This is a genomic window from Streptomyces sp. NBC_00091, assembly GCF_026343185.1.
Classification (GTDB): domain Bacteria; phylum Actinomycetota; class Actinomycetes; order Streptomycetales; family Streptomycetaceae; genus Streptomyces.
Map to the genome: position 1 here is coordinate 680,051 of NZ_JAPEMA010000001.1, position 21,110 is coordinate 701,160.

Here is a 21,110-nt window from a genome sequence, read left to right on the forward strand (position 1 = left end):
GGACACGGCGAAGGGGACCGGCCGATGGCCGGTCCCCTTCGTGAGCTGCTGGTCAGCTACCCGACGTGCGGGCTACGCCCGGTGTCAGCTGCAGCCGCTGGTGGAGCCGCAGCCCTCGCAGATGTAGCAGGAGCCGGCGCGCTGCATCTTCGTACCGCAGGAGAAGCAGAGCGGGGCGTCGGCGGAGACGCCGAGCTGCATCTCGACCAGTTCGGCGTTGCTGTGCGCCGTCCTGGGGGCCGGGGCCGGGACGATCTCGACCGGCTTCGGGGCGGAAGCGGCCGGGACCGACGCGAGCGGCGCCGACTGGGCGAGGGACTCGGTGTCGAGCTCCTCCTCGAGCGGCTCGTAGGAACCGGTGTCGAGGTGGCGCTGACGCTCCTCGGCGGAGTGGATGCCGAGGGCCGAGCGGGTCTCGAAGGGCAGGAAGTCGAGCGCCACGCGACGGAAGATGTAGTCGACGATCGACTGGGCCATCCGCACGTCGGGGTCGTCCGTCATACCGGCCGGCTCGAAGCGCATGTTCGTGAACTTCGCGACGTACGTCTCGAGCGGAACGCCGTACTGCAGACCGACCGAGACGGCGATCGAGAAGGCGTCCATCATGCCCGCGAGGGTCGAACCCTGCTTGGACATCTTCAGGAAGACCTCGCCCAGACCGTCGTCCGGGTAGGAGTTCGCGGTCATGTAGCCCTCGGCGCCACCGACCGTGAAGGAGGTGGTGATCCCCGGGCGGCCCTTGGGGAGGCGCTTGCGGACCGGGCGGTACTCGATGACCTTCTCGACCGCCGTGCGGATGGTCTCCTCGGCCTTCTCGGTGACCTCGGCCTTCTCCTCTTCCTTCTTCTTGGCGGAGAGGGGCTGGCCGACCTTGCAGTTGTCGCGGTAGATCGCGAGCGCCTTGACGCCGAGCTTCCACGCCTCGAAGTAGATCTCCTCGATCTCCTCGACGGTCGCCGTCTCCGGCATGTTGACCGTCTTCGAGATCGCACCGGAGATCCAGGGCTGGATCGCGGCCATCATGCGGACGTGGCCCATCGCGGAGATGGAACGCTCGCCCATGGCGCAGTCGAACACCGAGTAGTGCTCGGGCTTCAGGCCCGGGGCGTCGACGACAACGCCGTGCTCGGCGATGTGGGCGACGATCGCCTCGATCTGCTCTTCCAGGTAGCCCATGCGGCGCAGGGCCTGCGGGACGGTGCCGTTGACGATCTGCATCGAGCCGCCGCCGACGAGCTTCTTGAACTTGACCAGGGCCAGGTCCGGCTCGACACCGGTGGTGTCGCAGGACATCGCGAGACCGATGGTGCCGGTCGGCGCGAGGACGGAGGCCTGGGCGTTGCGGAAGCCGTTCTTCTCGCCGAGGCGCAGGACGTCCTGCCAGGCCTCGGTGGCCGCGGCCCAGATCGCGTTGTCCAGGTCCTCGGTGCGCGGCGCGACGGCGTTGGCGTCGGAGTGCTGCTTCATGACGCGCTTGTGCGAGTCGGCGTTGCGGGCGTAGCCGTCGTACGGGCCGACGATGGCGGCCAGCTCGGCGGAGCGCTTGTACGCGGTGCCGGTCATCAGCGAGGTGATCGAGGCGGCGAGGGTGCGGCCGCCGTCCGAGTCGTAGGCGTGACCGGTCGCCATCAGCAGGGCGCCGAGGTTGGCGTAGCCGATGCCCAGCTGACGGAAGGCGCGGGTGTTCTCGCCGATCTTCTGGGTCGGGAAGTCCGCGAAGCAGATGGAGATGTCCATCGCGGTGATGACCAGCTCGACGACCTTGGCGAAACGCTCGGCGTCGAAGGACTGGTTGCCCTTGCCGTCGTCGTTCAGGAACTTCATCAGGTTCAGCGAGGCGAGGTTGCAGGACGTGTTGTCCAGGTGCATGTACTCGCTGCAGGGGTTGGACGCGGTGATGCGGCCGGACTCGGGGCAGGTGTGCCAGTTGTTGATCACACCGTCGTACTGGATGCCCGGGTCGGCGCAGGCCCACGCGGCCTCGGCGAGCTTGCGGAAGAGCGCCTTGGCGTCGACCTTCTCGATGACCTCGCCGGTCATGCGGGCACGCAGGCCGAACTCGGTGCCGTTCTCGACGGCCGTCATGAACTCGTCGTTCACACGGACGGAGTTGTTGGCGTTCTGGTACTGGACGGACGTGATGTCGTCGCCGCCCAGGTCCATGTCGAAGCCCGCGTCGCGCAGGGCGCGGATCTTCTCCTCTTCCTTCACCTTGGTGGCGATGAAGTCCTCGACGTCCGGGTGGTCCACGTCCAGGACGACCATCTTGGCCGCGCGGCGGGTGGCGCCGCCCGACTTGATCGTTCCCGCGGAGGCGTCGGCGCCGCGCATGAAGGAGACCGGGCCGGAGGCGTTGCCGCCGGAGGAGAGGAGCTCCTTGGAGGAGCGGATGCGGGAGAGGTTCAGGCCGGCGCCGGAGCCGCCCTTGAAGATCATGCCCTCTTCCTTGTACCAGTCGAGGATCGACTCCATGGAGTCGTCGACGGCGAGGATGAAGCAGGCGGAGACCTGCTGCGGCTGGGGCGTGCCGACGTTGAACCACACCGGGGAGTTGAAGCTGAAGATCTGGTGCAGGAGCGCGTAGGTCAGCTCGTGCTCGAAGATCTCCGCGTCGGCGGGGGACGCGAAGTAGTCGTAGTCCTCGCCGGCCTTCGTGTACGTCTTCACGATCCGGTCGATGAGCTGCTTCAGACCGGTCTCGCGCTGCGGAGTGCCGACCGCGCCGCGGAAGTACTTGCTGGTGACGATGTTGACCGCGTTCACCGACCAGAAGTCGGGGAACTCGACGCCACGCTGCTCGAAGTTGACCGAACCGTCGCGCCAGTTGGTCATGACGACGTCACGGCGCTCCCAGCTCACCTCGTCGTACGGGTGCACGCCCGGGGTGGTGTGGATGCGCTCGATACGCAGGCCGCCCTTGGCAGTCTTGGTCCCCTTGGCGCGGGAACCTCGTGCCGAGCCGCTCGCCGTCTCTGTCATGCCGCTTCCTCCCATATGCGGGCAAAAACGCCCTAAAGTGCCATCGCTATTCCGCGGCACTGTGTGTGTCTTGTATCTACGAATCTCGCCCTACTGACCGGCCGGACCGCGCTGCACTGCGGCCCCGTACGGTCAGTCGGCGGCGGAGGCGGGCACGGGGACGACCGGGGGGGTCCCTCCGGGCTCGCACTCATGGGGGTGAGGCCGCGGCTCGCGCAGTTCCACGATGGCGGTCTCGAAGTCTTCAAGGGTGTCGAACGCTTTGTAGACGGATGCGAACCGCAGGTACGCGACGAGGTCGAGCTCCTGCAACGGGCCGAGTATGGCCAGACCCACGTCGTGGGTGGTCAGCTCGGCGCTCCCGGTGGCGCGCACCGCCTCCTCGACCCGCTGGCCGAGCTTGGCGAGGGCGTCCTCGGTGACCGGCCGTCCCTGGCATGCCTTGCGGACGCCGGAGATGACCTTGGTACGGCTGAAGGGTTCGGTGACCCCGCTGCGCTTGATCACCATCAGCGAGGCCGTCTCCACCGTCGTGAAGCGACGGGAGCAGTCGGGGCACTGACGGCGCCGGCGGATCGACGTGCCGTCGTCGGTGGTACGGCTGTCGACGACGCGGCTGTCGGGGTGCCTGCAGAAGGGGCAGTGCATGGTTCCCTCACCCTCCTCTTGGCACGACTGAATCACCCCACGGAGCCCCTCAGCGACGGAGAGCAAGTCTCCGCCGGGGGCTCGTGAAGCAGCCACAAGCATATGCGATGCCGGGGGCCTCGGCAGACCGAGGACCACAACTTCTGGGTGGCAGCGCTCATCCAACCACTAGATCTTGGGTTGGGCCGGATTTACGCCCCTCCGCGTGTCGCGGTGTCCGATGGCCGGATACGGGGGCTCGCGGTGCCACACTGGGCGCGGCGCCGGGCCCGGCCCGGACACTGGCGATCCAACCGGGAAGGGTACCGTAAGGAGCGGACGCGGAGCCGAACCCGCGTTCGGCCGGACCGGTCGGCGGACACCTTCCGGCCGACTGTCGGACCGGTCACCCACACCGGTCGCTCACCCCGGCCGCCCATACACCCACCGCTCTAACCCAGGTGGGCGATCCTCGATTTTTCACTCGAACGTGTGTTTGGCGCAACCTTTCGAAAGCAACTACCGTTGTCCAGCTAGGGAGAACATTTCGAGAGGGGCCGACGACGTGACCACCACCGCAGACAGTGCCACCATCACTGCCCAGAACCGCTCCCAGAGCCGACTCGAGCCGGTGCATGCCATGAATGACGCAAGTCAGAACCCGGAGGCGGAGGCCGTGCGCCCCGCGCGGTCCCTGCCAGGGCGACCTCCAGGCATCCGCGCCGACAGTTCCGGGCTCACGGACCGGCAGCGGAGGGTCATCGAGGTCATCCGGGACTCGGTGCAGCGCCGCGGCTACCCGCCGTCGATGCGGGAGATCGGCCAGGCGGTCGGCCTCTCCAGCACCTCGTCCGTGGCACACCAGCTGATGGCTCTGGAGCGCAAGGGCTTCCTGCGGCGCGATCCGCACCGGCCCCGCGCCTACGAGGTGCGCGGCTCGGACCAGCCGAGCTCGCAGCCCACCGACACCACCGGCAAGCCCGCCGCCTCCTACGTTCCCCTGGTCGGCCGGATCGCGGCCGGCGGCCCGATCCTGGCCGAGGAGTCGGTCGAGGACGTGTTCCCGCTCCCCCGCCAGCTCGTGGGCGACGGCGAACTGTTCGTCCTCAAGGTCGTCGGCGACTCGATGATCGAGGCCGCGATCTGTGACGGCGACTGGGTCACCGTCCGCCGTCAGCCCGTCGCGGAGAACGGCGACATCGTCGCCGCGATGCTCGACGGCGAGGCCACGGTCAAGCGCTTCAAGCGGGAGGACGGGCACGTGTGGCTGCTCCCGCACAACGCCGCCTACCAGCCGATCCCCGGCGACGAGGCGACCATCCTCGGCAAGGTCGTCGCCGTACTGCGCCGGGTCTGAGTCCGACCCGTCGCCCCTCAGCCAGCTCCGGGACCCACTGCGCCGGTCCCGGAGCTGTTGCATGCCCTACGTGGCCGCCCTACATGGCGCGGCGGGCGACATGGCTGCCCTACTTGCCGTCGGCCTTCGCGGTCGCGTCGATGGCGGCCAACGAGCGGCGGACCTGGTTGCGGTCCGTGGTGTACCAGAAGTCGGGCAGCGTGGCCCGCAGGAAGCTGCCGTACCGGGCCGTGGCCAGGCGCGGGTCCAGGACGGCCACGACGCCCCGGTCGCCGGAGGCCCGTACGAGCCGGCCCGCGCCCTGCGCCATCAGCAGGGCGGCGTGGGTGGCGGCCACCGCCATGAAGCCGTTGCCGCCGTTCTCCTCGACCGACTTCTGCCGCGCGCTCATCAGCGGGTCGTCGGGGCGCGGGAACGGGATCCTGTCCATGATCACGAGCTGACAGCTGGGGCCGGGCACGTCCACGCCCTGCCACAGGGAGAGCGTCCCGAACAGGCAGGTCCGCGGGTCCGCCGCGAAGGCCTTGATCAGCTCGCCCAGCGTCTCCTCGCCCTGGAGCAGGATTGGGTTGTCGAGCCGCCCACGCAGCTCCTCGGCAGCGGCCTTGGCGCCGCGCATGGAGGAGAAGAGGCCGAGGGTGCGGCCGCCCGCCGCCTCGATCAGCTCCGCCAGCTCGTCCATCATGTCGCCGCGGGTGCCCTCCCGGCCCGGCGTGGCCAGGTGCTTGGCGACGTAGAGGATGCCCTGCTTGGGGTAATCGAACGGGGACCCGACATCCAGGCCCCGCCAGACCGGGACGCCCTCACCCTCGACCCCTTCCGGGGAGAGGCCGAGCGAGGCCGCGACCCCGTTGAAGTCGCCGCCCAGCTTGAGGGTGGCGGAGGTGAGGACCACCGAGCGGTCCTCGAAGAGCTTCTCGCGCAGCAGCCCGGACACCGAGAGCGGGGCGACCCGCAGGGTGGCGCCGAAGCGGTCGTGGCGTTCGTACCAGACGACGTCGTACTCGGAACCGTTCGTGATCCGCTCCGCCACCGCGTGGACGTTCTCGACGGCGGCCAGGGCCTGCTTGCGGACGGCGTCCTCGTCGTGGACCGACTTGTCGCGGGTGGACCCGATCGCGGAGATCACATTGCGCGCGGCGTCGCGCAGGGCCATCAGCGCGTACCCGAGGTCCTCGGGGACCTCCTCCAGGCGGCCTGGGAGCGCCAGCTCCATCACCCGCTCGAAGGACTCGGAGGCGGTCTGCAGGGAGTCCGCCGTCTTTTCGTCGACCAGCTTGGCGGCACGCTTCACGGCCCGGTTGACCTGGCCCGGGGTGAGCTCGCCGGTGGCGACTCCGGTGACGCGGGAGACCAGCTCGTGGGCCTCGTCCACGATCAGCACCTCGTGCTGCGGCAGGACCGGGGCACCCTCGATGGCGTCGATCGCGAGCAGCGCGTGATTGGTGACGACCACGTCGGCGAGCTTGGCCCGCTCGCGCGCCGCCTCCGCGAAGCACTCGGCCCCGTACGCGCACTTCGTGGCGCCCAGGCACTCCCGCGAGGAGACCGAGATCTGGCCCCAGGCCTTGTCGGAGACGCCGGGGGTGAGGTCGTCGCGGTCGCCCGTCTCGGTCTCGTCCGCCCAGTCGCGCAGGCGCAGCAGGTCCTGCCCGAGCTTGCTGCTGGGGGCGGCCGCCTCGAACTGGTCGAAGAGGCCCTCCTCCTCGTCCTGCGGGACCCCTTCGTGCAGCCGGTGCAGGCACAGGTAGTTGGACCGGCCCTTGAGCATGGCGAACTGCGGCCGCCGGCGCAGCTGCGGATGCAGCGCCTCGACCGTACGCGGCAGGTCGCGCTCGACGAGCTGGCGCTGGAGCGCCAGGGTCGCCGTGGCGACGACCACCCGCTCGCCGTGCGCGAGGGCGGGCACCAGGTAGCCGAGGGACTTGCCGGTGCCGGTGCCGGCCTGGATCAGCCGGTGGGAGTTGTCGTCGATCGCTTCGGCGACGGCTTCGGCCATGGCCACCTGGCCGGGGCGCTCCGTGCCGCCGACGGCGGAGACGGCGGCGTGCAGCAGGTCGGGGAGGGAGGGCTTCGTCATAGCACTGCCAACCCTACGGGGCTCCACTGACAGCGACCGCATCGATCACCCTTCAGGGGCGGTGCAGGGGGTTGGGCACGGTGCCGTGAACGACGGCGTGCGGGCGGTCCGGGCGGTCGCGGTAGCCGTCCTCGTGGAGCCGGTTGCGGTTGAGGCAGAGCCGGTCGATCCGTTCCGTCAGCAGGTCGAAGAGCTGGTAGCGGTCCTTGAGCTCGGGGAAGCGGGCCTGGTGGCGGAGGATCTCCGTCCGTGCGAGGGACCAGAAGCGGCCCTCGGGGACGCCGAGCCGGTCCTCGCACACGGCGGAGAGGTAGCGGAAGACGCCGACGAACAGTCCGGAATGGATGAACTGGGTGAGGAAGCCGGGCGGCTCCGTGAGCAGCGCCGCCCGGACCTCGCCGGGCATGGACGCGTGCTCCGGCAGTGGCAGGCGGCTGATGTTGATGTCGTCGACGAAGTCCTTGACCGCGAGGCGGACGGGGACGTCGTGCTCGTCGAAGATCACGATGGTGTTCTCGCCGTGCGGGGAGAACACGGTGCCGTAGCGGTAGAGGAAGTGCAGCAGCGGGGGCAGCAGGGCGGCGAAGAGCCGGCGCAGCCAGACCTCGGGCTCGAGGCCGGAGCGGGCGACCAGCTCGGCGGTGAACGAGCGGCCGCGCGGGTCGACGTGCAGGAGCGAGGCGAGGGTGCGGGCGCGTTCGCCGGGGGCGAGCCGGCCGGTCAGCGGCTCGCGCCAGATCGCTCCGAGGAGTTCCTTGTACTGGTAGGGGACCTCGGGGAGCTGGTCGTACACGGGGTGGCGGACGGTGACGGAGGCGACCTCGCCGAGCAGGATCACCTGGCATTCGTCGCGCAGGAAGGGGTCGGCGTCGCGGAGCGAGTGGATCCAGGCGGTGACGGCGGGCGCGGCGAGCGTGAGGTCGCTGGGCAGGCCTCGCCAGACCATGGTGTTGAAGACGGAGAGCGGGAGTTTGACGGTGTGCCGCTCGGGCCGGGTGAGGTTGAGGAAGGTGCGGATCGACTGCTGCGGGAGCCTGGCGTCGGGGTCGGCGGGGAGCGGCACCAGGGCGCCGGAGGCGAGGGCGGGGGCGAAGAGGGGGAGGACGATCTCGTCCCACTGCCAGGGGTGGACCGGGAGGTAGAGGTAGCGGAGCGGGTCGAGGCCCCGGTCGCGCAGGGTCTGGTCGAAGGCGGCCCGGGTGACGGGGTCGAGTTCGCCCGCGTAGAGGCGCGCGGGGTCCTCGAGGCCGGCCGTGCCGCGGTACTCGGCCAGCGAGGCGTGGGCGGCGAGCCACGGCAGCCGCTGCCGGGTGCGGGCCTCGGGGGCCCAGGCGGCGGCGTCCGCGGCCGACCATCCGACGCGGCCCTTGTTGAGGACGAGCCAGGGGTGGCCCGTCTGGTGGCCTTCGAGCGCCGCGTAGTCCAGGTCGGCGAGGACATCGGCGGTGAGCGCGTGGTGGTCGATGCGGGTGTCGGCGGCGAGGGTGGAGCTGAGCTCGCGGACCAGGTGGCCGAGGGTGGGGCCGTCGAGCCCCAGGAGGGTGCGGGCCCGGACGAGGAAGCCGTACGGGTCCCCGAACGCGATCGGGGGCTCCGCGGACGGGGCCGGCGGGGTGAGCGTGATGGTGTCCGGCGTGACGTGCCAGCTTCCGTAGGCGCGGCGGCGGGCGCGGAAGCCCAGGCTGCTGCCGTCGTCGAGGGTCAGGGTCCAGGCGTCGCCGGCGGCCGCGGGAGCGGGGACGGGGACGGGGACGGGGCTGATGATCTCCTCGTACGTGAACTCGCCGAGCATCTTGGCCAGTAACCGGCGTGCCGCGAAGTCCCAGGTCGGACCGTTGAGTTCGGGGGGCGTGCAGGGGTGCTGGGGCGACGGGGGAAGGGCGGGCTCGGCGGCGTCGGGGGCTGCGGGGAAATTGGGCACGGGACTCCTCGAATGTCGGGAACCTTGCTGCGCGACGCGGAGTTTTCAAGATGAGAGCGGTGAACAGAGAGTCTTGAACCAAGAGTCTTGAACCGACAGTGGTGAACCGAAAGTGGTGAACCGAGAGATTCGAACCGGGAATCGGGAATTGAGCCTGGCCGATCGGCGCGGCGATCAGAGCAGATTGCGCAGCGCCCGCTCACGGATCATCAGGACGGCTCGCTTCTCGGGGAGGTCGATTTCCGCGGAATAGCGGAAACCGGCGTTCATGAAGGCCGATACGGAGGGGGTGTTGCGAATGTCCGGTTCCGCGATGACGCGTGTGCATCGGGGGCGGTTGTCGAAGACGAGCTCGGCGACGGTGCGCAGCAGTGTGCCGCCCAGGCCCCGGCCGCGGTTCGTGCCGTCTCCGATGAGCAGGTGGATACCCGTGTCGTGGGAGCGCGCCGGGTAGTGACCGGAGACCGGGTCGAGATCGGCCCGGTAGATCTCCCAGTAGCTCATGGGGCTGCCGTCGAGCAGGCCGAGGCAGGGAATGCTGCGGCCGTCGCTGTCGAGTTGTGTCCGCAGGTGGGCGGCGGTGACGGCGGCGGAGCCGTCCAGTTCCCAGTAGGCGGCCACCTCGGGGTCGTTCATCCAGCCCGTGAGCAGTTCCAGGTCCCGGCCCGGCCGTACGGGTTCGAGGCGGAAGGCCCCCGCCGGTGTGGCGGCCGCACCCCAGCCCGCGGGTGAGTCGAGGAGGTCCGCCTCGGCGAGCAGCGGCAGTACCCCGGCGGTGAAGCGGCGTGCGGTGGCTTCCTGGGAGGCAGGGCCGGTGCCGGAGCTTGCGGTCGTTTCCGTGGGGGGCATCGGGGCTCTTCTCGGTGTCGGTGGGAGCGCGTCAGTCGTGAAGGGGGTTGGCGATGGTGACGTAGACGGACTGGGTGTCGACGGGGCCCACGAGCTCGTCGAGGCCGCCCAGGCGGGTGAGCAGGTTCGCCTTGCAGCGGAGGGTGGGTGAGTCGAGCAGCTGCGCGGGGACCGGGCCGAGGCCCGCGGCCTTCCCGAGGAAGCGGCGGAAGGCGGCGAGGAGCACGCGCTCGTCGGCGAGCCGTTGGGATCCGAAGGCTCCGATGAGGCCGATCACGTTGTTGATGCCGAGGTAGTAGGCGAAGCGTTCGTCGGTGACGGCGTCCTGGACGAAGGTGTCGCTGGCGGCGCCGATACCGGGGAGGCGTTGTTCCAGTTCGGCGCGCCGGGACTCGCGGAAGTAGTAGCCCTGGTTGTCGCGGAAGCGGCCGCCGACGGGCCAGCCTGCCCGGTCGAGGAGCACCAGGGTGTTCTGCTGGTGCGCTTCGAGGGCGATGCCGACGAGCGCGTCGAAGGCGAGGACCGGCAGGACGACGAGGTCGAGGTAGCGCAGGAACCACTCGGTGGCGACGGCGGAGGTGGGCCGCCCGGTGGTCACGGCGAGCCGGGCAAGGGTGTCGGCGAGCCGGGAGCGCATCGTGGTCCGGCCGGGCCACGGGCGCAGGGCGGTCAGTGCGGCGACGCAGACGGCGTCGTCGTCGGAGTGGAAGGGGTTGTGGCGCAGCAGGGCGTCGAATCCCCGGACGGGGGTGCCGTCCAGGGCGTCGACGGCGACCCAGGCGGGGTCGCGGACGATGTCGAAGCCGGGGTGGGCGGTCTGCCACTGCTCGGCGAGGCCGGTGCGGAGCAGCCGGTGCACCTCGACACCGCGGTGGAGTTCCTTGCGGAGGTTCTCGCGGCGGGAGTTGGTGATGCGCAGGCCGAGGGAGAGCTTGAGCATCGCGGGGGCGCCCGGGCGGTGGACGGTGCGGACGGAGGAGGTGGGGTACCAGGGGGCACCGTACGGGCCCAGGTCGGTCAGGAGTCCCGCGTCGCGGAGGGCGGTGACGGCGGGGCGCTGGAGGAGGTCGCGGGCCTGCCAGGGGTGCAGGGGAACGGCGGTGGTGCCGGCGGGCAGCGGGAGTCCGGGGGCGAGCCGGGCGAGGAGCTGGGCGGCGGAGACCGGGCGGCCTCGTTCGGTCCAGGCGGAGTCGGTGGCGAGGGCGTCGGGCGCGACCGCGATCCAGTGCAGGGGGAAGGAGCCGTGGAGTTCGGGTGAGTAGTGGCGTACTTCGGTCTCGGAGAGTCCTTCGCGGCTCTTGGGATCCGGCTGGAGGGGGTGGCCGAGGAGGAGTGACTGTTCGGCGGTGAGGAAGCGGTCCCCGGCGACGGGGGCGGGCGCGGCGGGGCGCAGGCGCCGGTCGGCGATGAACTCGGCGGTGCGGCGCACCGAGTCGGCGACCCGGCCGACGAGGTCGGTGCCGCTGCGGCCGTCGCCCTCGCGGGCGATCAGGGCGGCGAGGGTGACGGCGTCCACGGCGGGGGCGGGGGCGGGGGCGCCTTCGAGGCGGGCCGGTGCGAAGCGGTGCCAGCCTGCCGGGGACCAGTACCGGACGGGGACGAGCAGCGCGGCGCCGGATGCGGGGAGGGGGATGCGGAGCAGGGTTCCGACGGGCCCGTCGGGGCGGCCGATGCCGCCCTCGCGGACCCAGCACCGCAGCAGGTTCTCCACCGTCGCGGCCTCGGCGGCGGTGGCCGGGTCGGCGTGGTCCAGCAGGTCGGGCAGCGCCGCCGGTTCGGGGCCGGCCGGTCCGGGGCCGCCCACCCGGGGGCGGAGGGTGCCGTCCTTCTGCCGGGGCACGGTGCCCGCCGGGGCGTAGGCCGGACCTGCCGGGAGCCCGGGCGCGGGCGCGGGTACCGGTCCGGCCTGGGGCCGCCCGGGGCCGCCCGGCTCCCGGTCCGCCGCCGGGGCGACCGGAGGCCGCTCGGGCTGCGCGGTGTCCCCCGGCCCGGCCCCTGCGCCCGGGCCCGGCTCCGGCGGCACCTGCGCGGCTGCGGGTGCCGGGCGCTGCGCGGGGGCCGGGGGCTCGGGATGGGCCGGGCCGGCGGGGTACGCCGCGGCGGCGGGGCCTGCCGGGCCGTCGGGGGCGGGCGGGCCGTCGGGGGCGGGCGGGCCAGCCGGGGTGGGGGTGGCTGCCTCGTGGGCCGGGCCAGCGGGGTGGGCCGGAGGGGCTGCCGGGTGGTCGGCCGGCGCCGGGGCAGCCGGCGGGGCGGGCGGGGAGGCCGCCACCGGCGCATCGGTCCCCAGGCCGGCGGGCGGGGCGGCCGGGTGGGTGGGGGCAGGGGCCAGGGGGGCGGCGGGCACCGGGGCGGCGGGCACGGCGAACCCCGAGGCGGCGGGCGGGGCGACCGCGGGGGTGGTCCCGGCGGGCGGGTGGGCGGCGGGAGCCGGGCCGGCGGGGGCAGCGAACGCCGAGCCGGCGGGCGGGGCGGCTGCGGGGGTGGTGCCGGCGGGCGGGTGGGCGGCCGGTGCCGGGCTGGTGGGGGTCGCGGGCGCCGGGGCGGCGGAGCCGAGGGGCGGGGCGGCCGTGGGGGTGGCCGGGGCGGCGAACCCCGGGCCGGCGGGCGCGGCGGCTGCGGGAGCGGTGGCGGCGGGCGCCGGGGCGGCGGAGCCGACGGGCGGGGTGGTGGGGGCGGCGAACCCCGGGGCGGGCGGCGGGGTCGGGTGGGGGGAGGTGGAGGGGTCGGGCATCGGGGGTCCTTCGCGTGCGGGTCAGTGGGGCCGGCGGGCGGCGGCGGGGATGGAGTCGGCCAGCCGGTCCAGGACGGCTGCGGCCTGCTCGTCGGTGAGGGTCAGCGGGGGCAGCAGGCGGACGACGCTGGAGTGGCGGCCTCCGAGTTCGACGATCAGGCCGCGGTCCAGGCACTCCTGGCGGACGTCGGCGGCCAGGGCGGGGGCGGCGGCGCCGGTGTCGGGGTCGACGAGTTCGATGCCGATCATCAGGCCGCGGCCCCGGACGTCTCCGATGCAGGGCTGGTCCGCCGCCAGTCCCCGCAGGGCGGCCAGCATCCGCTCGCCCAGGACCGCCGCACGCTCGGCGAGGCCGTTGCGGCGGACGTGGGCCAGGGTGGCGGTGCCCGCCGCCATGGCCAGCTGGTTGCCGCGGAAGGTGCCGGCGTGGGCGCCGGGGGCCCAGACGTCCAGCTCGGCCCGGTAGACGATCACGGCGAGCGGCAGGCTGCCGCCGATGGCCTTGGACAGGACCATCACGTCGGGGACCACCCCCGCGTGGTCGACGCCCCAGAAGGCACCCGTGCGGCCCACGCCGGTCTGCACCTCGTCCGCGATGAGCGGGATGCCCCGGGCCTCGGTGATCTCCCGCATCCGGCGCAGCCAGGCGTCGGGGGCCGGGTGGACCCCGCCCTCGCCCTGCACCGGCTCGACGATCATGGCGGCGGGCGCGGGCACCCCGCCCTTGGGGTCGTCGAGCAGGCTCTCGGTCCAGCGGACGCCGAGCCGTGCGCCCTCGGCGCCGCCGACCCCGAACGGGCAGCGGTGGTCCTGCGGGTAGGGCAGCCGGGTCACCCGTACGTCGGTGGCGCCGCCCGAGGCCTCCAGGGCCCCGGCCGTCATGCCGTGGTACGCCCCGGTGAAGGTGAGCAGCCCGGCGCGGCCGGTGGCGGCGCGGACCAGTTTCAGCGCGGCCTCGACGGCGTCGGTCCCGGCGGGGCCGCAGAACTGGATACGGGCGTCGGCGGCCAGCCCGGCCGGCAGGTTCGCGAAGAGCTCGGTGGTGAACGCGTCCTTGACCGGGGTGGCCAGGTCGAGGACGTGCAGGGGAGCCCCGGAGTCGAGGACCTTGCGGATGGCTTCGAGGACGACGGGGTGGTTGTGCCCGAGGGCGAGGGTGCCCGCGCCGGAGAGGCAGTCGAGGTAGCGCCGCCCGTCGGCGCCCTCGATCGTCAGCCCCCGGGCGCGCACCGGGACGATGGGCAGCGAGCGGGCGTAGGTCCGGGCGGCGGACTCCCGCAGCGCCTGCCGGCGCAGGATGCCGTCGGCCGAGGCGGCCCCCCGGCCGCCCTGCGGCGGAACGTGCGGCGGAACCTGTGGCGGGGTGTTCTCCGGGACCTGGGGTGTCGCCTGGGGCGAGGTCTGCGGTGGGATCTGTGCCGCGGCTGCGGTCGGCTCGGTCAAGGCCACGACTGTCGGTCCTCCCGCACGGTTGCCCTTCCGGATTGCGCCTCGAACACGAACGCTGCTGCCCCATCCCCCGTACGTACCAACGACGGTGACGGCGGCGGATCACGGGTCACCCGAAGATCCTTGCGTCCGACCGGAAACGTCCGGCAGCAAACGTCCGGCAGGAAGCGTCCGGCAGGAACCACCGACCCGGGGCACACCGTCCTAAGCACCGGCGGCATAGTGGGGTGCTGCGATCCACCCCGATCGACTCCGTCTCAACACCTCGAACCCCCAGGGGGACTTACGACATGCGACCGAACCGACCGGTCACCGCGATCCTCAGCGCGGCCGCGCTCGCGCTGACGGCCGCGGCCTGCGGCCCCGGCGACGGTGAGGCCGGCGGCGCCGACGCCAAGCCGACCGTGGCTGCGAGCCTGCCGTCCGGCGCGGCGGACGGGATCCAGATCCCGGACGAGCTCAAGGACAAGCTCAAGCAGCACGGCTTCGACCTGGAGAAGTGGAAGGGGGGCGCGTGGAAGAACTGGAAGAAGGAAGACTGGCTCCGCGAGGCGGGCGACTACGTCAACCCGATCATCGACGGCCTGTGGGACCCGGACCGGATGCGTGACGCGGAGCAGCCGCAGCGCCCGGCCGTCGACCCGGACGCCGGCAAGGACCAGGGCGTCACCGACCCGACCCCGGCCCCCGTGGCGGCCGCGCCGGCGGCTTCGCCGTACCACTCGAGCGTTCCGGCGTCCGGCAAGGTCTTCTTCGACGGGCCCGAGGGCTCGATGGTCTGCTCGGCGACCGTGGTGAAGGATCCCGCGCACCCGGGCAAGTCCAACATGGTCTGGACGGCGGGCCATTGCGTGCACGCGGGCAAGGCCGGCGGCTGGTACCGCAACATCGCCTTCGTCCCGTCCTACAACAACGCGGGCAAGCCGGCGGCGGCGCTCAAGGGCGCGCCGCGCGAGCAGGTCGCCCCGTACGGCGTCTGGTGGAGCGACTGGGCGCAGACCTCGGACCAGTGGATCGCGACGGGCGGTCCCACGGGCGGCTCGGGTGCCCCGTACGACTTCGCGGTGCTGCACGTGACCCCGGAGAAGGGCGGCGGCAAGTCGCTGGAGGAGACGGTCGGTACGGCGCTCCCGGTGGAGTTCAGCGCCCCGGCGGTGCCTAAGGTCGCGAGCATCACGGCGACGGGTTACCCGGCGGCGGCTCCGTTCGACGGCCAGAAGGCGTTCCAGTGCACGGACAAGCCGGGCCGGCTGGCGCTGCGCCAGGCGGACCCGGTGATGTACCGCATCGGCTGCACGATGACCGGCGGTTCCTCCGGTGGCGGCTGGGTCGCGGCGGGTGGCGACGGCAAGCCGGCGCTGGTGTCGAACACGTCGATCGGCCCTGCGAGGGCGGGTTGGCTGGCGGGACCGAGGCTGGGTCCGGAGGCCAAGGGCATCTACGACGCGGTGAGCGCCAAGTTCAAGTAGGCGAGCAGAAGCAGCCAAGCGGGCCCGTAGGCCCGTAGGCCTGTAGCCCTTAGGCAGGGGCGTACGCACGTGACGGAGGGCCCCCCGCTCGAAGCGGGGGGCCCTCCGTCATGTTGACGCCGTCGCGGCGCCGTTACTGCTTGGCGGGCACGTACGGTGCCAGGTCCGCGGCGAGTTCCTGGTGGACCCGTGCCTTGAGCAGGGTGCCCTCCGGGGTGTGCTCCTCGGAGATCACCTCGCCCTCGGCGTGCGCCCGGGCGACCAGCCCGCCGCGGGTGTAGGGCACCAGGGCCTCCACCTCGACCTCGGGCCGGGGCAGCTCGGTGTCGATGAGCGCGAGGAGTTCCTCGATGCCCTGGCCGGTGCGGGCCGAGACGGCGATGGAGTGCCGCTCGATGCGCAGCAGGCGCTGCAGGACGAGCGGGTCGGCGGCGTCCGCCTTGTTGATCACCACGATCTCGGGCACGTTGACCGCGCCGACCTCGCGGATGACCTCGCGCACCGCCGCCAGCTGCTCCTCCGGTGCCGGGTGCGAGCCGTCCACGATGTGCAGGATGAGGTCTGAGTCGCCGACCTCCTCCATCGTGGAGCGGAACGCCTCGACGAGGTGGTGGGGCAGGTGCCGGACGAAGCCCACGGTGTCGGCCAGGGTGTAGATGCGGCCGGAGGGGGTTTCGGCGCGGCGCACGGTCGGGTCGAGGGTGGCGAACAGTGCGTTCTCCACCAGGACGCCCGCGCCCGTGAGGCGGTTGAGCAGGGAGGACTTGCCGGCGTTGGTGTAGCCGGCGATGGCGACCGAGGGGATCTTGTTGCGGCGCCGTTCCTGCCGCTTGATGTCGCGGCCGGTCTTCATCTCGGCGATCTCCCGGCGCATCTTCGCCATCTTCTCGCGGATGCGGCGCCGGTCGGTCTCGATCTTGGTCTCACCGGGGCCTCGGGTGGCCATGCCGCCACCGCCGCCGCCACCCATCTGCCGGGACAGCGACTGACCCCAGCCGCGCAGTCGCGGCAGCATGTACTGCATCTGCGCGAGTGCGACCTGTGCCTTGCCCTCTCGGGACTTGGCGTGCTGGGCGAAGATGTCGAGGATGAGGGCGGTCCGGTCGACGACCTTGACCTTGACCACGTCCTCGAGCGCGATGAGCTGGCCGGGGCTGAGCTCGCCGTCGCAGACGACGGTGTCGGCCCCGCTCTCGAGCACGATGTCGCGCAGTTCGCGGGCCTTGCCGGAACCGATGAAGGTGGCCGGGTCGGGCTTGTCGCGGCGCTGCATCACACCGTCGAGCACGAGGGCGCCGGCCGTCTCGGCGAGGGCCGCGAGCTCCGCGAGGGAGTTCTCGGCGTCGTCGACGGTGCCGGAGGTCCAGACACCGACGAGAACGACGCGCTCCAGGCGGAGCTGTCGGTACTCGACCTCGGTGACGTCCTCGAGTTCGGTCGAGAGACCGGCGACGCGGCGCAGGGCCGCGCGCTCGGAGCGGTCGAGCTGGGCACCGTCCCGCTCTCCGTCGATCTCGTGGCTCCAGGCGACGTCCTCTTCCATCAGGGCATCGGCCCGAAGGCTCTCGGTGAAGCTCTGCGAGTCCCGCACGTTCTGCGCGTCCCGCGGGTCCTGGGAAGGGGAAGAAGAGGAGGTCATTGGATCCTTACGTCGTTTCGATGGTGTCGCGCCGGCCGGGGCCGAAGCTCCGGCCGGTCCAGCCAGGGCCAAAGGTACCGCCGTGCGTGACATAACACTGTCATGTCCAACGCGTGGTCCCGTCCGGTGATTCCCCGGTGCGCCGCGGTGACCTCGTCGGCCCCGGCGGCTTCGTCGATGGTGTCATGCCCGTTCCTCGCGCGTCATACCGTTTTCCCGCGCTACGGCTTCCCCGCGGCCGGGGAGGAGGCGGGGCCGCCCCATTCCGGGTGCCCGGGCATCGCCGGGGTGGTCTCCCCGTACAGCCACGGCTGGAGGAAGGCCGCGAGGTCGCGCCCGGCCTCCTGGGAGGCGAGGCGTACGAAGTCCTCGGTGCCCGCGATCCCGTCCTTGTGCTCGGCCACCCAGCGCCGTTCGACCCGGTCGAAGGCCGCGGCGCCGATCTCCTGGCGCAGGGCGTAGAGGATCAGCGCGGACCCGTCGTAGACCACGGGCCGGAAGAGGCCGATCTTCTCCCCGGGGGCGGCCGCCTTCGGGGCGGCCGGGGGGCCGCCCTGGGCCCGCCACTGGTCCGAGCGCTGGTAGGCCTCGCGCATCCGCCGCTCCAGGGGGTACTTGCCGAGCCCGTCGGCGTAGAGGGCCTCGTACCAGGTGGCGTGCCCCTCGTTGAGCCACAGGTCGGACCAGGTCCGCGGGGTCACGCTGTCGCCGAACCACTGGTGGGCGAGCTCGTGGACCATGACGGACTCCACGTACCACTCGGGGTAGCCGGCCGCCTCCCCGGCGAACAGGCCGTGCTCGAAGAGGGAGAGGGTCTGGGTCTCCAGCTCGAAACCGGTCTTCGCGCGGGCGATCAGCACCCCGTAGTTCTCGAAGGGGTAGCGCCCGACGCGCTCCTCCATCCACGCGACGTGCCCGGCGGTCTTCGCCAGCCAGGGCTCCAGCCGCTCCCGGTCGGCGGCGGGCACCACGTCGCGCAGCGGCAGTCCGTGCGGGCCTGTGCGGTGGAGGACGGCGGAGCGGCCGACGGAGACCTGGGCCAGCTCGGTGGCCATCGGGTGCAGGGTCTTGTACGTCCACACGGTCGCGCCGCCGGCGCGGGCGGCCGGGAGGGCGCCGGGCAGCCCGTTGGCGACGGCCGTGTAGCCCTCGGGGGCGGTGATCCGGAAGGTGAAGTACGCCTTGTCGGCGGGGTGGTCGTTGCACGGGAAGACCCGGTGGGCGGCGTCGGCCTGGTTGGCCATGGCCAGGCCGTCCTCGGTGGTGACCCATCCCCCGTCGGCGGCCCTGCCGCGCGGGTCGCTGGTGTGCCGGACGGTGATGTGCAGCGGGGTGCTCGCCGGCACCGGGTACGCGGGGGTCAGTACGAGGTCCTCCCCGGCGGCCTCGAAGCGTGCGGGCTGCCCGTTGACCTCGGCGGAGGCGACCGTTCCGTGGGTGAAGTCGAGGTTGATCCGCTCCAGCGGCTCCAGGCTGCGGGCTTCGATGGAGGTGACCGCGTCGAGGGGGCTGCGGTTGTCCTTGTACGTGAGGGAGAGGTCGTATGCGAGGACGTCGTAGCCGGGGTTGCCGAGCTCGGGGAAGAGCCGGTCGCCGATGCCCAGCGGCTTCGGCGGGGGCAGCACGGCGGCGACGAGGGTGAGGGAGGCCGCGGCGAGCAGGGAGGCGCGCAGGCGCGGGGAGGTGAGCTGCATCCACCACCGCTTACCAGCGCGTATCGCGGACCCGCGAGCGGCGCGCGACGACTCCACCCGAACGAGGCGCCCGGGCCGCGCAGCGGACCGTGTACGCCCCCGGCGCGCGCCTCCGCACGCCCCCCGCCCCTACGCCCGGCTGACGTCGTACACGCCGGGCACGTCCCGCATCGCCCGCATCAGGGCGGGCAGTACCGCCGCGTCGGGCAGTTGCAGCGTGTAGCTGTGGTGGACCCGCTGTTCCACGGGCGGCTCCACGGTGGCGGAGACCACCTCGACCCCCAGCCGGGCGATGGCCTCGGTCAGGTCGGCCAGCAGATGGGGGCGGCCGAACGATTCGGCGAGCAGCGTGACCCGGCAGTCCGCGGTGGCCCGCCAGTGCACGGCGACCGAGGTGCGGCCCACGGAGCGCATCTGGGCCACGGCCGGGCAGTGGATGCGGTGGACGGTGACGGCGCCGCCCCGTACGACGAACCCGGCGACCGCGTCCGGCGGTACGGGGGTGCAGCATCCGGCGAGGCGCACGTGCGCGTCGGGCAGGTCGGCGACGGCGTTGCCCCCGCCGCCCCGGGCCCCGACGACCGACAGCGGCGCCCGGGGCGCGGCGGCGGCGGGCCCGGCGCCGTCGGGGTGGGCTTGGAGCCAGCTGCCGATGGCGATCCGGGCGGCCGGGGTCCTGGCGTGTTCCAGCCAGTCGGCGGCGGGCCCGGAGGAGGCGTCCTGCGCGAGGAGCAGCTGGACGGTGTCCCCGTCGGAGAGCGGGGAGGAGAGGGAGGTGAGGCGCCCGTTGACGCGGGCGCCGATACAGCCGTGGGCCGCCTCGCCGTGCTGCGCGTAGGCGGCGTCGATACAGCTGGCCCCGGCCGGCAGGCCGAGCGTCCCTCCGTCGGCGCGGAACACGGTGATCTCCCGGTCCTGGGCCAGCTCGGCGCGGAGCACGGTCCAGAAGGTGTCGGGGTCGGGTGCGGACTGCTGCCAGTCGAGGAGGCGGGAGAGCCAGCCGGGGCGGGTGGGGTCGACCCGTTCCTCGTCGCAGTCGGCGGTCTCGCCGGTGGCGTACGGGTTGCCGAGGGCGACGACTCCGGCCTCGGCGACGCGGTGCATCTGGCGGGTGCGGACGATGACCTCGGCGACGTATCCCTCGGGGACGGCGACGGCGGTGTGCAGCGACTGGTAGAGGTTGAACTTCGGGACGGCGATGAAGTCCTTGAACTCCGAGACGACCGGGGTGAAGCAGGTGTGGAGTTCGCCGAGCACCCCGTAGCAGTCGGCGTTCTCGGCGACGAGGACGAGGATGCGGCCGAAGTCGGGGCCGCGCAGTTCGCCGCGCTGCCGGGAGATGCGGTGGACGGAGACGAAGTGCCGTGGCCGTACCTGTACCTCGGCGGCGATGCCGGCGTCGCGCAGGACGGCGCGTACGGATTCGGCGATGGCGCCGAGGGGGTCGTTCTCCCCGGCGTGGGCGGCGATGAGGGCGCGGGTGTACTCGTACTCCTCGGGGTGCAGGATCGCGAAGACCAGGTCTTCCAGCTCGGTCTTGAGGGCCTGGACGCCGAGGCGTTCGGCGAGGGGGATCAGGACGTCGCGGGTGACCTTGGCGATGCGGGCCTGCTTCTCGGGGCGCATCACGCCGAGGGTGCGCATGTTGTGGAGCCGGTCGGCGAGTTTGATGGACATGACGCGGACGTCGTTGCCGGTGGCGACGAGCATCTTGCGGAAGGTCTCCGGTTCGGCGGCCGCCCCGTAGTCGATCTTCTCGACCTTGGTGACCCCGTCGACGATGAAGCAGACCTCGTCGCCGAACTCCTCGCGGACCTGTTCGAGCGTCACATCGGTGTCCTCGACGGTGTCGTGGAGGAGAGAGGCCGTCAGGGTCGTTGTCTCGGCGCCGAGTTCGGCGAGGATGAGGGTGACGGCGAGCGGATGTGTGATGTACGGCTCACCGCTCTTGCGCATCTGGCCGCGGTGGGAGTGCTCCGCGAGCAGATATGCCTTCCGCAGAATGGACAGATCGGCGTCCGGATGGTGGGCGCGGTGGGCTTCCGCCACGTGCCCGATGGCGTCCGGGAGTCGGTCGCGGGATGTGGGGCCGAGCAGGGCCGCCCGCCCGAGGCGGCGCAGATCCAGCCGGCTACGGCCTCGTCTGCGCAGCTCAGGGCGCATATCGGCGTGTGCTTCGGGGTTCGTGGCCTCTGCACTCATGGGCACCTCCGGCGGCTTCGACCGGCGGTGGCGGGCATGGGGTGAGCCCTCAGGGCCGGTGCCTGATATTACCGACCCCACCACGTGGCGCAGTCCACCTCTCGCTCAGCGTG

12 protein-coding genes are annotated in these 21,110 nt (G+C 72.4%); 2 read left to right on the forward strand and 10 right to left on the reverse strand.

All coding sequences use genetic code 11. The annotated features are described in order from the left end of the window. Positions 1 to 84: 84 nt before the first annotated feature. Positions 85 to 2,979, reverse strand: a complete 2,895-nt coding sequence (locus tag OOK34_RS02800; RefSeq protein ID WP_267032276.1) for a vitamin B12-dependent ribonucleotide reductase — start codon at positions 2,977 to 2,979, stop codon at positions 85 to 87. A gap of 132 nt (positions 2,980 to 3,111) precedes the next feature. Next, complete coding sequence (gene nrdR, locus OOK34_RS02805) at positions 3,112 to 3,627, reverse strand: transcriptional regulator NrdR (protein ID WP_267032277.1); 516 nt, start codon at positions 3,625 to 3,627, stop codon at positions 3,112 to 3,114. A 544-nt stretch (positions 3,628 to 4,171) separates the two neighbouring features. Between nrdR and lexA the strand changes: the two genes are divergently transcribed. Beyond that, positions 4,172 to 4,963: a transcriptional repressor LexA gene (lexA, locus tag OOK34_RS02810; RefSeq protein ID WP_267032278.1), complete on the forward strand. Its 792-nt coding sequence runs from the start codon at positions 4,172 to 4,174 to the stop codon at positions 4,961 to 4,963. A 109-nt stretch (positions 4,964 to 5,072) separates the two neighbouring features. Here lexA and OOK34_RS02815 read toward each other — a convergent pair whose 3' ends face one another. The 5 genes from OOK34_RS02815 to OOK34_RS02835 all read right to left on the reverse strand — a co-directional run bounded on the left by OOK34_RS02815 (position 5,073) and on the right by OOK34_RS02835 (position 13,843). Next, the gene (locus tag OOK34_RS02815) at positions 5,073 to 7,043 is read right to left on the reverse strand and encodes an ATP-dependent DNA helicase (RefSeq protein ID WP_267032279.1); all 1,971 of its coding nucleotides are present in this window, start codon (positions 7,041 to 7,043) and stop codon (positions 5,073 to 5,075) included. Positions 7,044 to 7,095: 52 nt separating this feature from the next. Further along, complete coding sequence (locus OOK34_RS02820; protein ID WP_267032280.1) at positions 7,096 to 8,964, reverse strand: IucA/IucC family siderophore biosynthesis protein; 1,869 nt, start codon at positions 8,962 to 8,964, stop codon at positions 7,096 to 7,098. A gap of 174 nt (positions 8,965 to 9,138) precedes the next feature. Continuing rightward, positions 9,139 to 9,813 carry a GNAT family N-acetyltransferase gene (locus OOK34_RS02825; protein WP_267032281.1) on the reverse strand — a complete coding sequence of 225 codons (675 nt, stop codon included), beginning with the start codon at positions 9,811 to 9,813 and terminating at the stop codon, positions 9,139 to 9,141. A gap of 31 nt (positions 9,814 to 9,844) precedes the next feature. Next, positions 9,845 to 11,836 carry an IucA/IucC family siderophore biosynthesis protein gene (locus OOK34_RS02830; RefSeq protein ID WP_267036599.1) on the reverse strand — a complete coding sequence of 664 codons (1,992 nt, stop codon included), beginning with the start codon at positions 11,834 to 11,836 and terminating at the stop codon, positions 9,845 to 9,847. A 729-nt stretch (positions 11,837 to 12,565) separates the two neighbouring features. After that, the gene (locus OOK34_RS02835) at positions 12,566 to 13,843 is read right to left on the reverse strand and encodes a diaminobutyrate--2-oxoglutarate transaminase family protein (RefSeq protein WP_267036600.1); all 1,278 of its coding nucleotides are present in this window, start codon (positions 13,841 to 13,843) and stop codon (positions 12,566 to 12,568) included. 440 nt (positions 13,844 to 14,283) lie between these two features. Here OOK34_RS02835 and OOK34_RS02840 point away from each other — a divergent pair, with 440 nt between their 5' ends. Beyond that, positions 14,284 to 15,462 carry a serine protease gene (locus tag OOK34_RS02840; RefSeq protein ID WP_267032282.1) on the forward strand — a complete coding sequence of 393 codons (1,179 nt, stop codon included), beginning with the start codon at positions 14,284 to 14,286 and terminating at the stop codon, positions 15,460 to 15,462. Positions 15,463 to 15,595: 133 nt separating this feature from the next. On the opposite strand, the gene hflX is transcribed toward OOK34_RS02840, so the two are convergent. The 3 genes from hflX to OOK34_RS02855 all read right to left on the reverse strand — a co-directional run bounded on the left by hflX (position 15,596) and on the right by OOK34_RS02855 (position 20,997). After that, on the reverse strand, positions 15,596 to 17,101 hold the full coding sequence (hflX, locus tag OOK34_RS02845) for a GTPase HflX (RefSeq protein ID WP_267032283.1): 1,506 nt from the start codon (positions 17,099 to 17,101) through the stop codon (positions 15,596 to 15,598). A gap of 221 nt (positions 17,102 to 17,322) precedes the next feature. Next, positions 17,323 to 18,795, reverse strand: a complete 1,473-nt coding sequence (locus tag OOK34_RS02850) for a M1 family metallopeptidase (RefSeq protein ID WP_267032284.1) — start codon at positions 18,793 to 18,795, stop codon at positions 17,323 to 17,325. Between the two features lie 129 nt (positions 18,796 to 18,924). Continuing rightward, entirely contained in the window at positions 18,925 to 20,997 is a 2,073-nt protein-coding gene (locus OOK34_RS02855) for a bifunctional (p)ppGpp synthetase/guanosine-3',5'-bis(diphosphate) 3'-pyrophosphohydrolase (RefSeq protein WP_267032285.1), read from the reverse strand. Positions 20,998 to 21,110: the final 113 nt, after the last annotated feature.

What these genes read in the sequence shown, in the direction of transcription:
- OOK34_RS02840 (WP_267032282.1), top strand. Translation starts at nt 14,284, where the DNA reads ATGCGACCGAACCGACCGGTCACCGCGATCCTCAGCGCGGCCGCGCTC.
- OOK34_RS02800 (WP_267032276.1), bottom strand. Translation starts at nt 2,979, where the DNA reads ATGACAGAGACGGCGAGCGGCTCGGCACGAGGTTCCCGCGCCAAGGGG.
- hflX (WP_267032283.1), bottom strand. Translation starts at nt 17,101, where the DNA reads ATGACCTCCTCTTCTTCCCCTTCCCAGGACCCGCGGGACGCGCAGAAC.
- OOK34_RS02855 (WP_267032285.1), bottom strand. Translation starts at nt 20,997, where the DNA reads ATGAGTGCAGAGGCCACGAACCCCGAAGCACACGCCGATATGCGCCCT.
- OOK34_RS02815 (WP_267032279.1), bottom strand. Translation starts at nt 7,043, where the DNA reads ATGACGAAGCCCTCCCTCCCCGACCTGCTGCACGCCGCCGTCTCCGCC.
- OOK34_RS02850 (WP_267032284.1), bottom strand. Translation starts at nt 18,795, where the DNA reads ATGCAGCTCACCTCCCCGCGCCTGCGCGCCTCCCTGCTCGCCGCGGCC.
- OOK34_RS02825 (WP_267032281.1), bottom strand. Translation starts at nt 9,813, where the DNA reads ATGCCCCCCACGGAAACGACCGCAAGCTCCGGCACCGGCCCTGCCTCC.
- nrdR (WP_267032277.1), bottom strand. Translation starts at nt 3,627, where the DNA reads ATGCACTGCCCCTTCTGCAGGCACCCCGACAGCCGCGTCGTCGACAGC.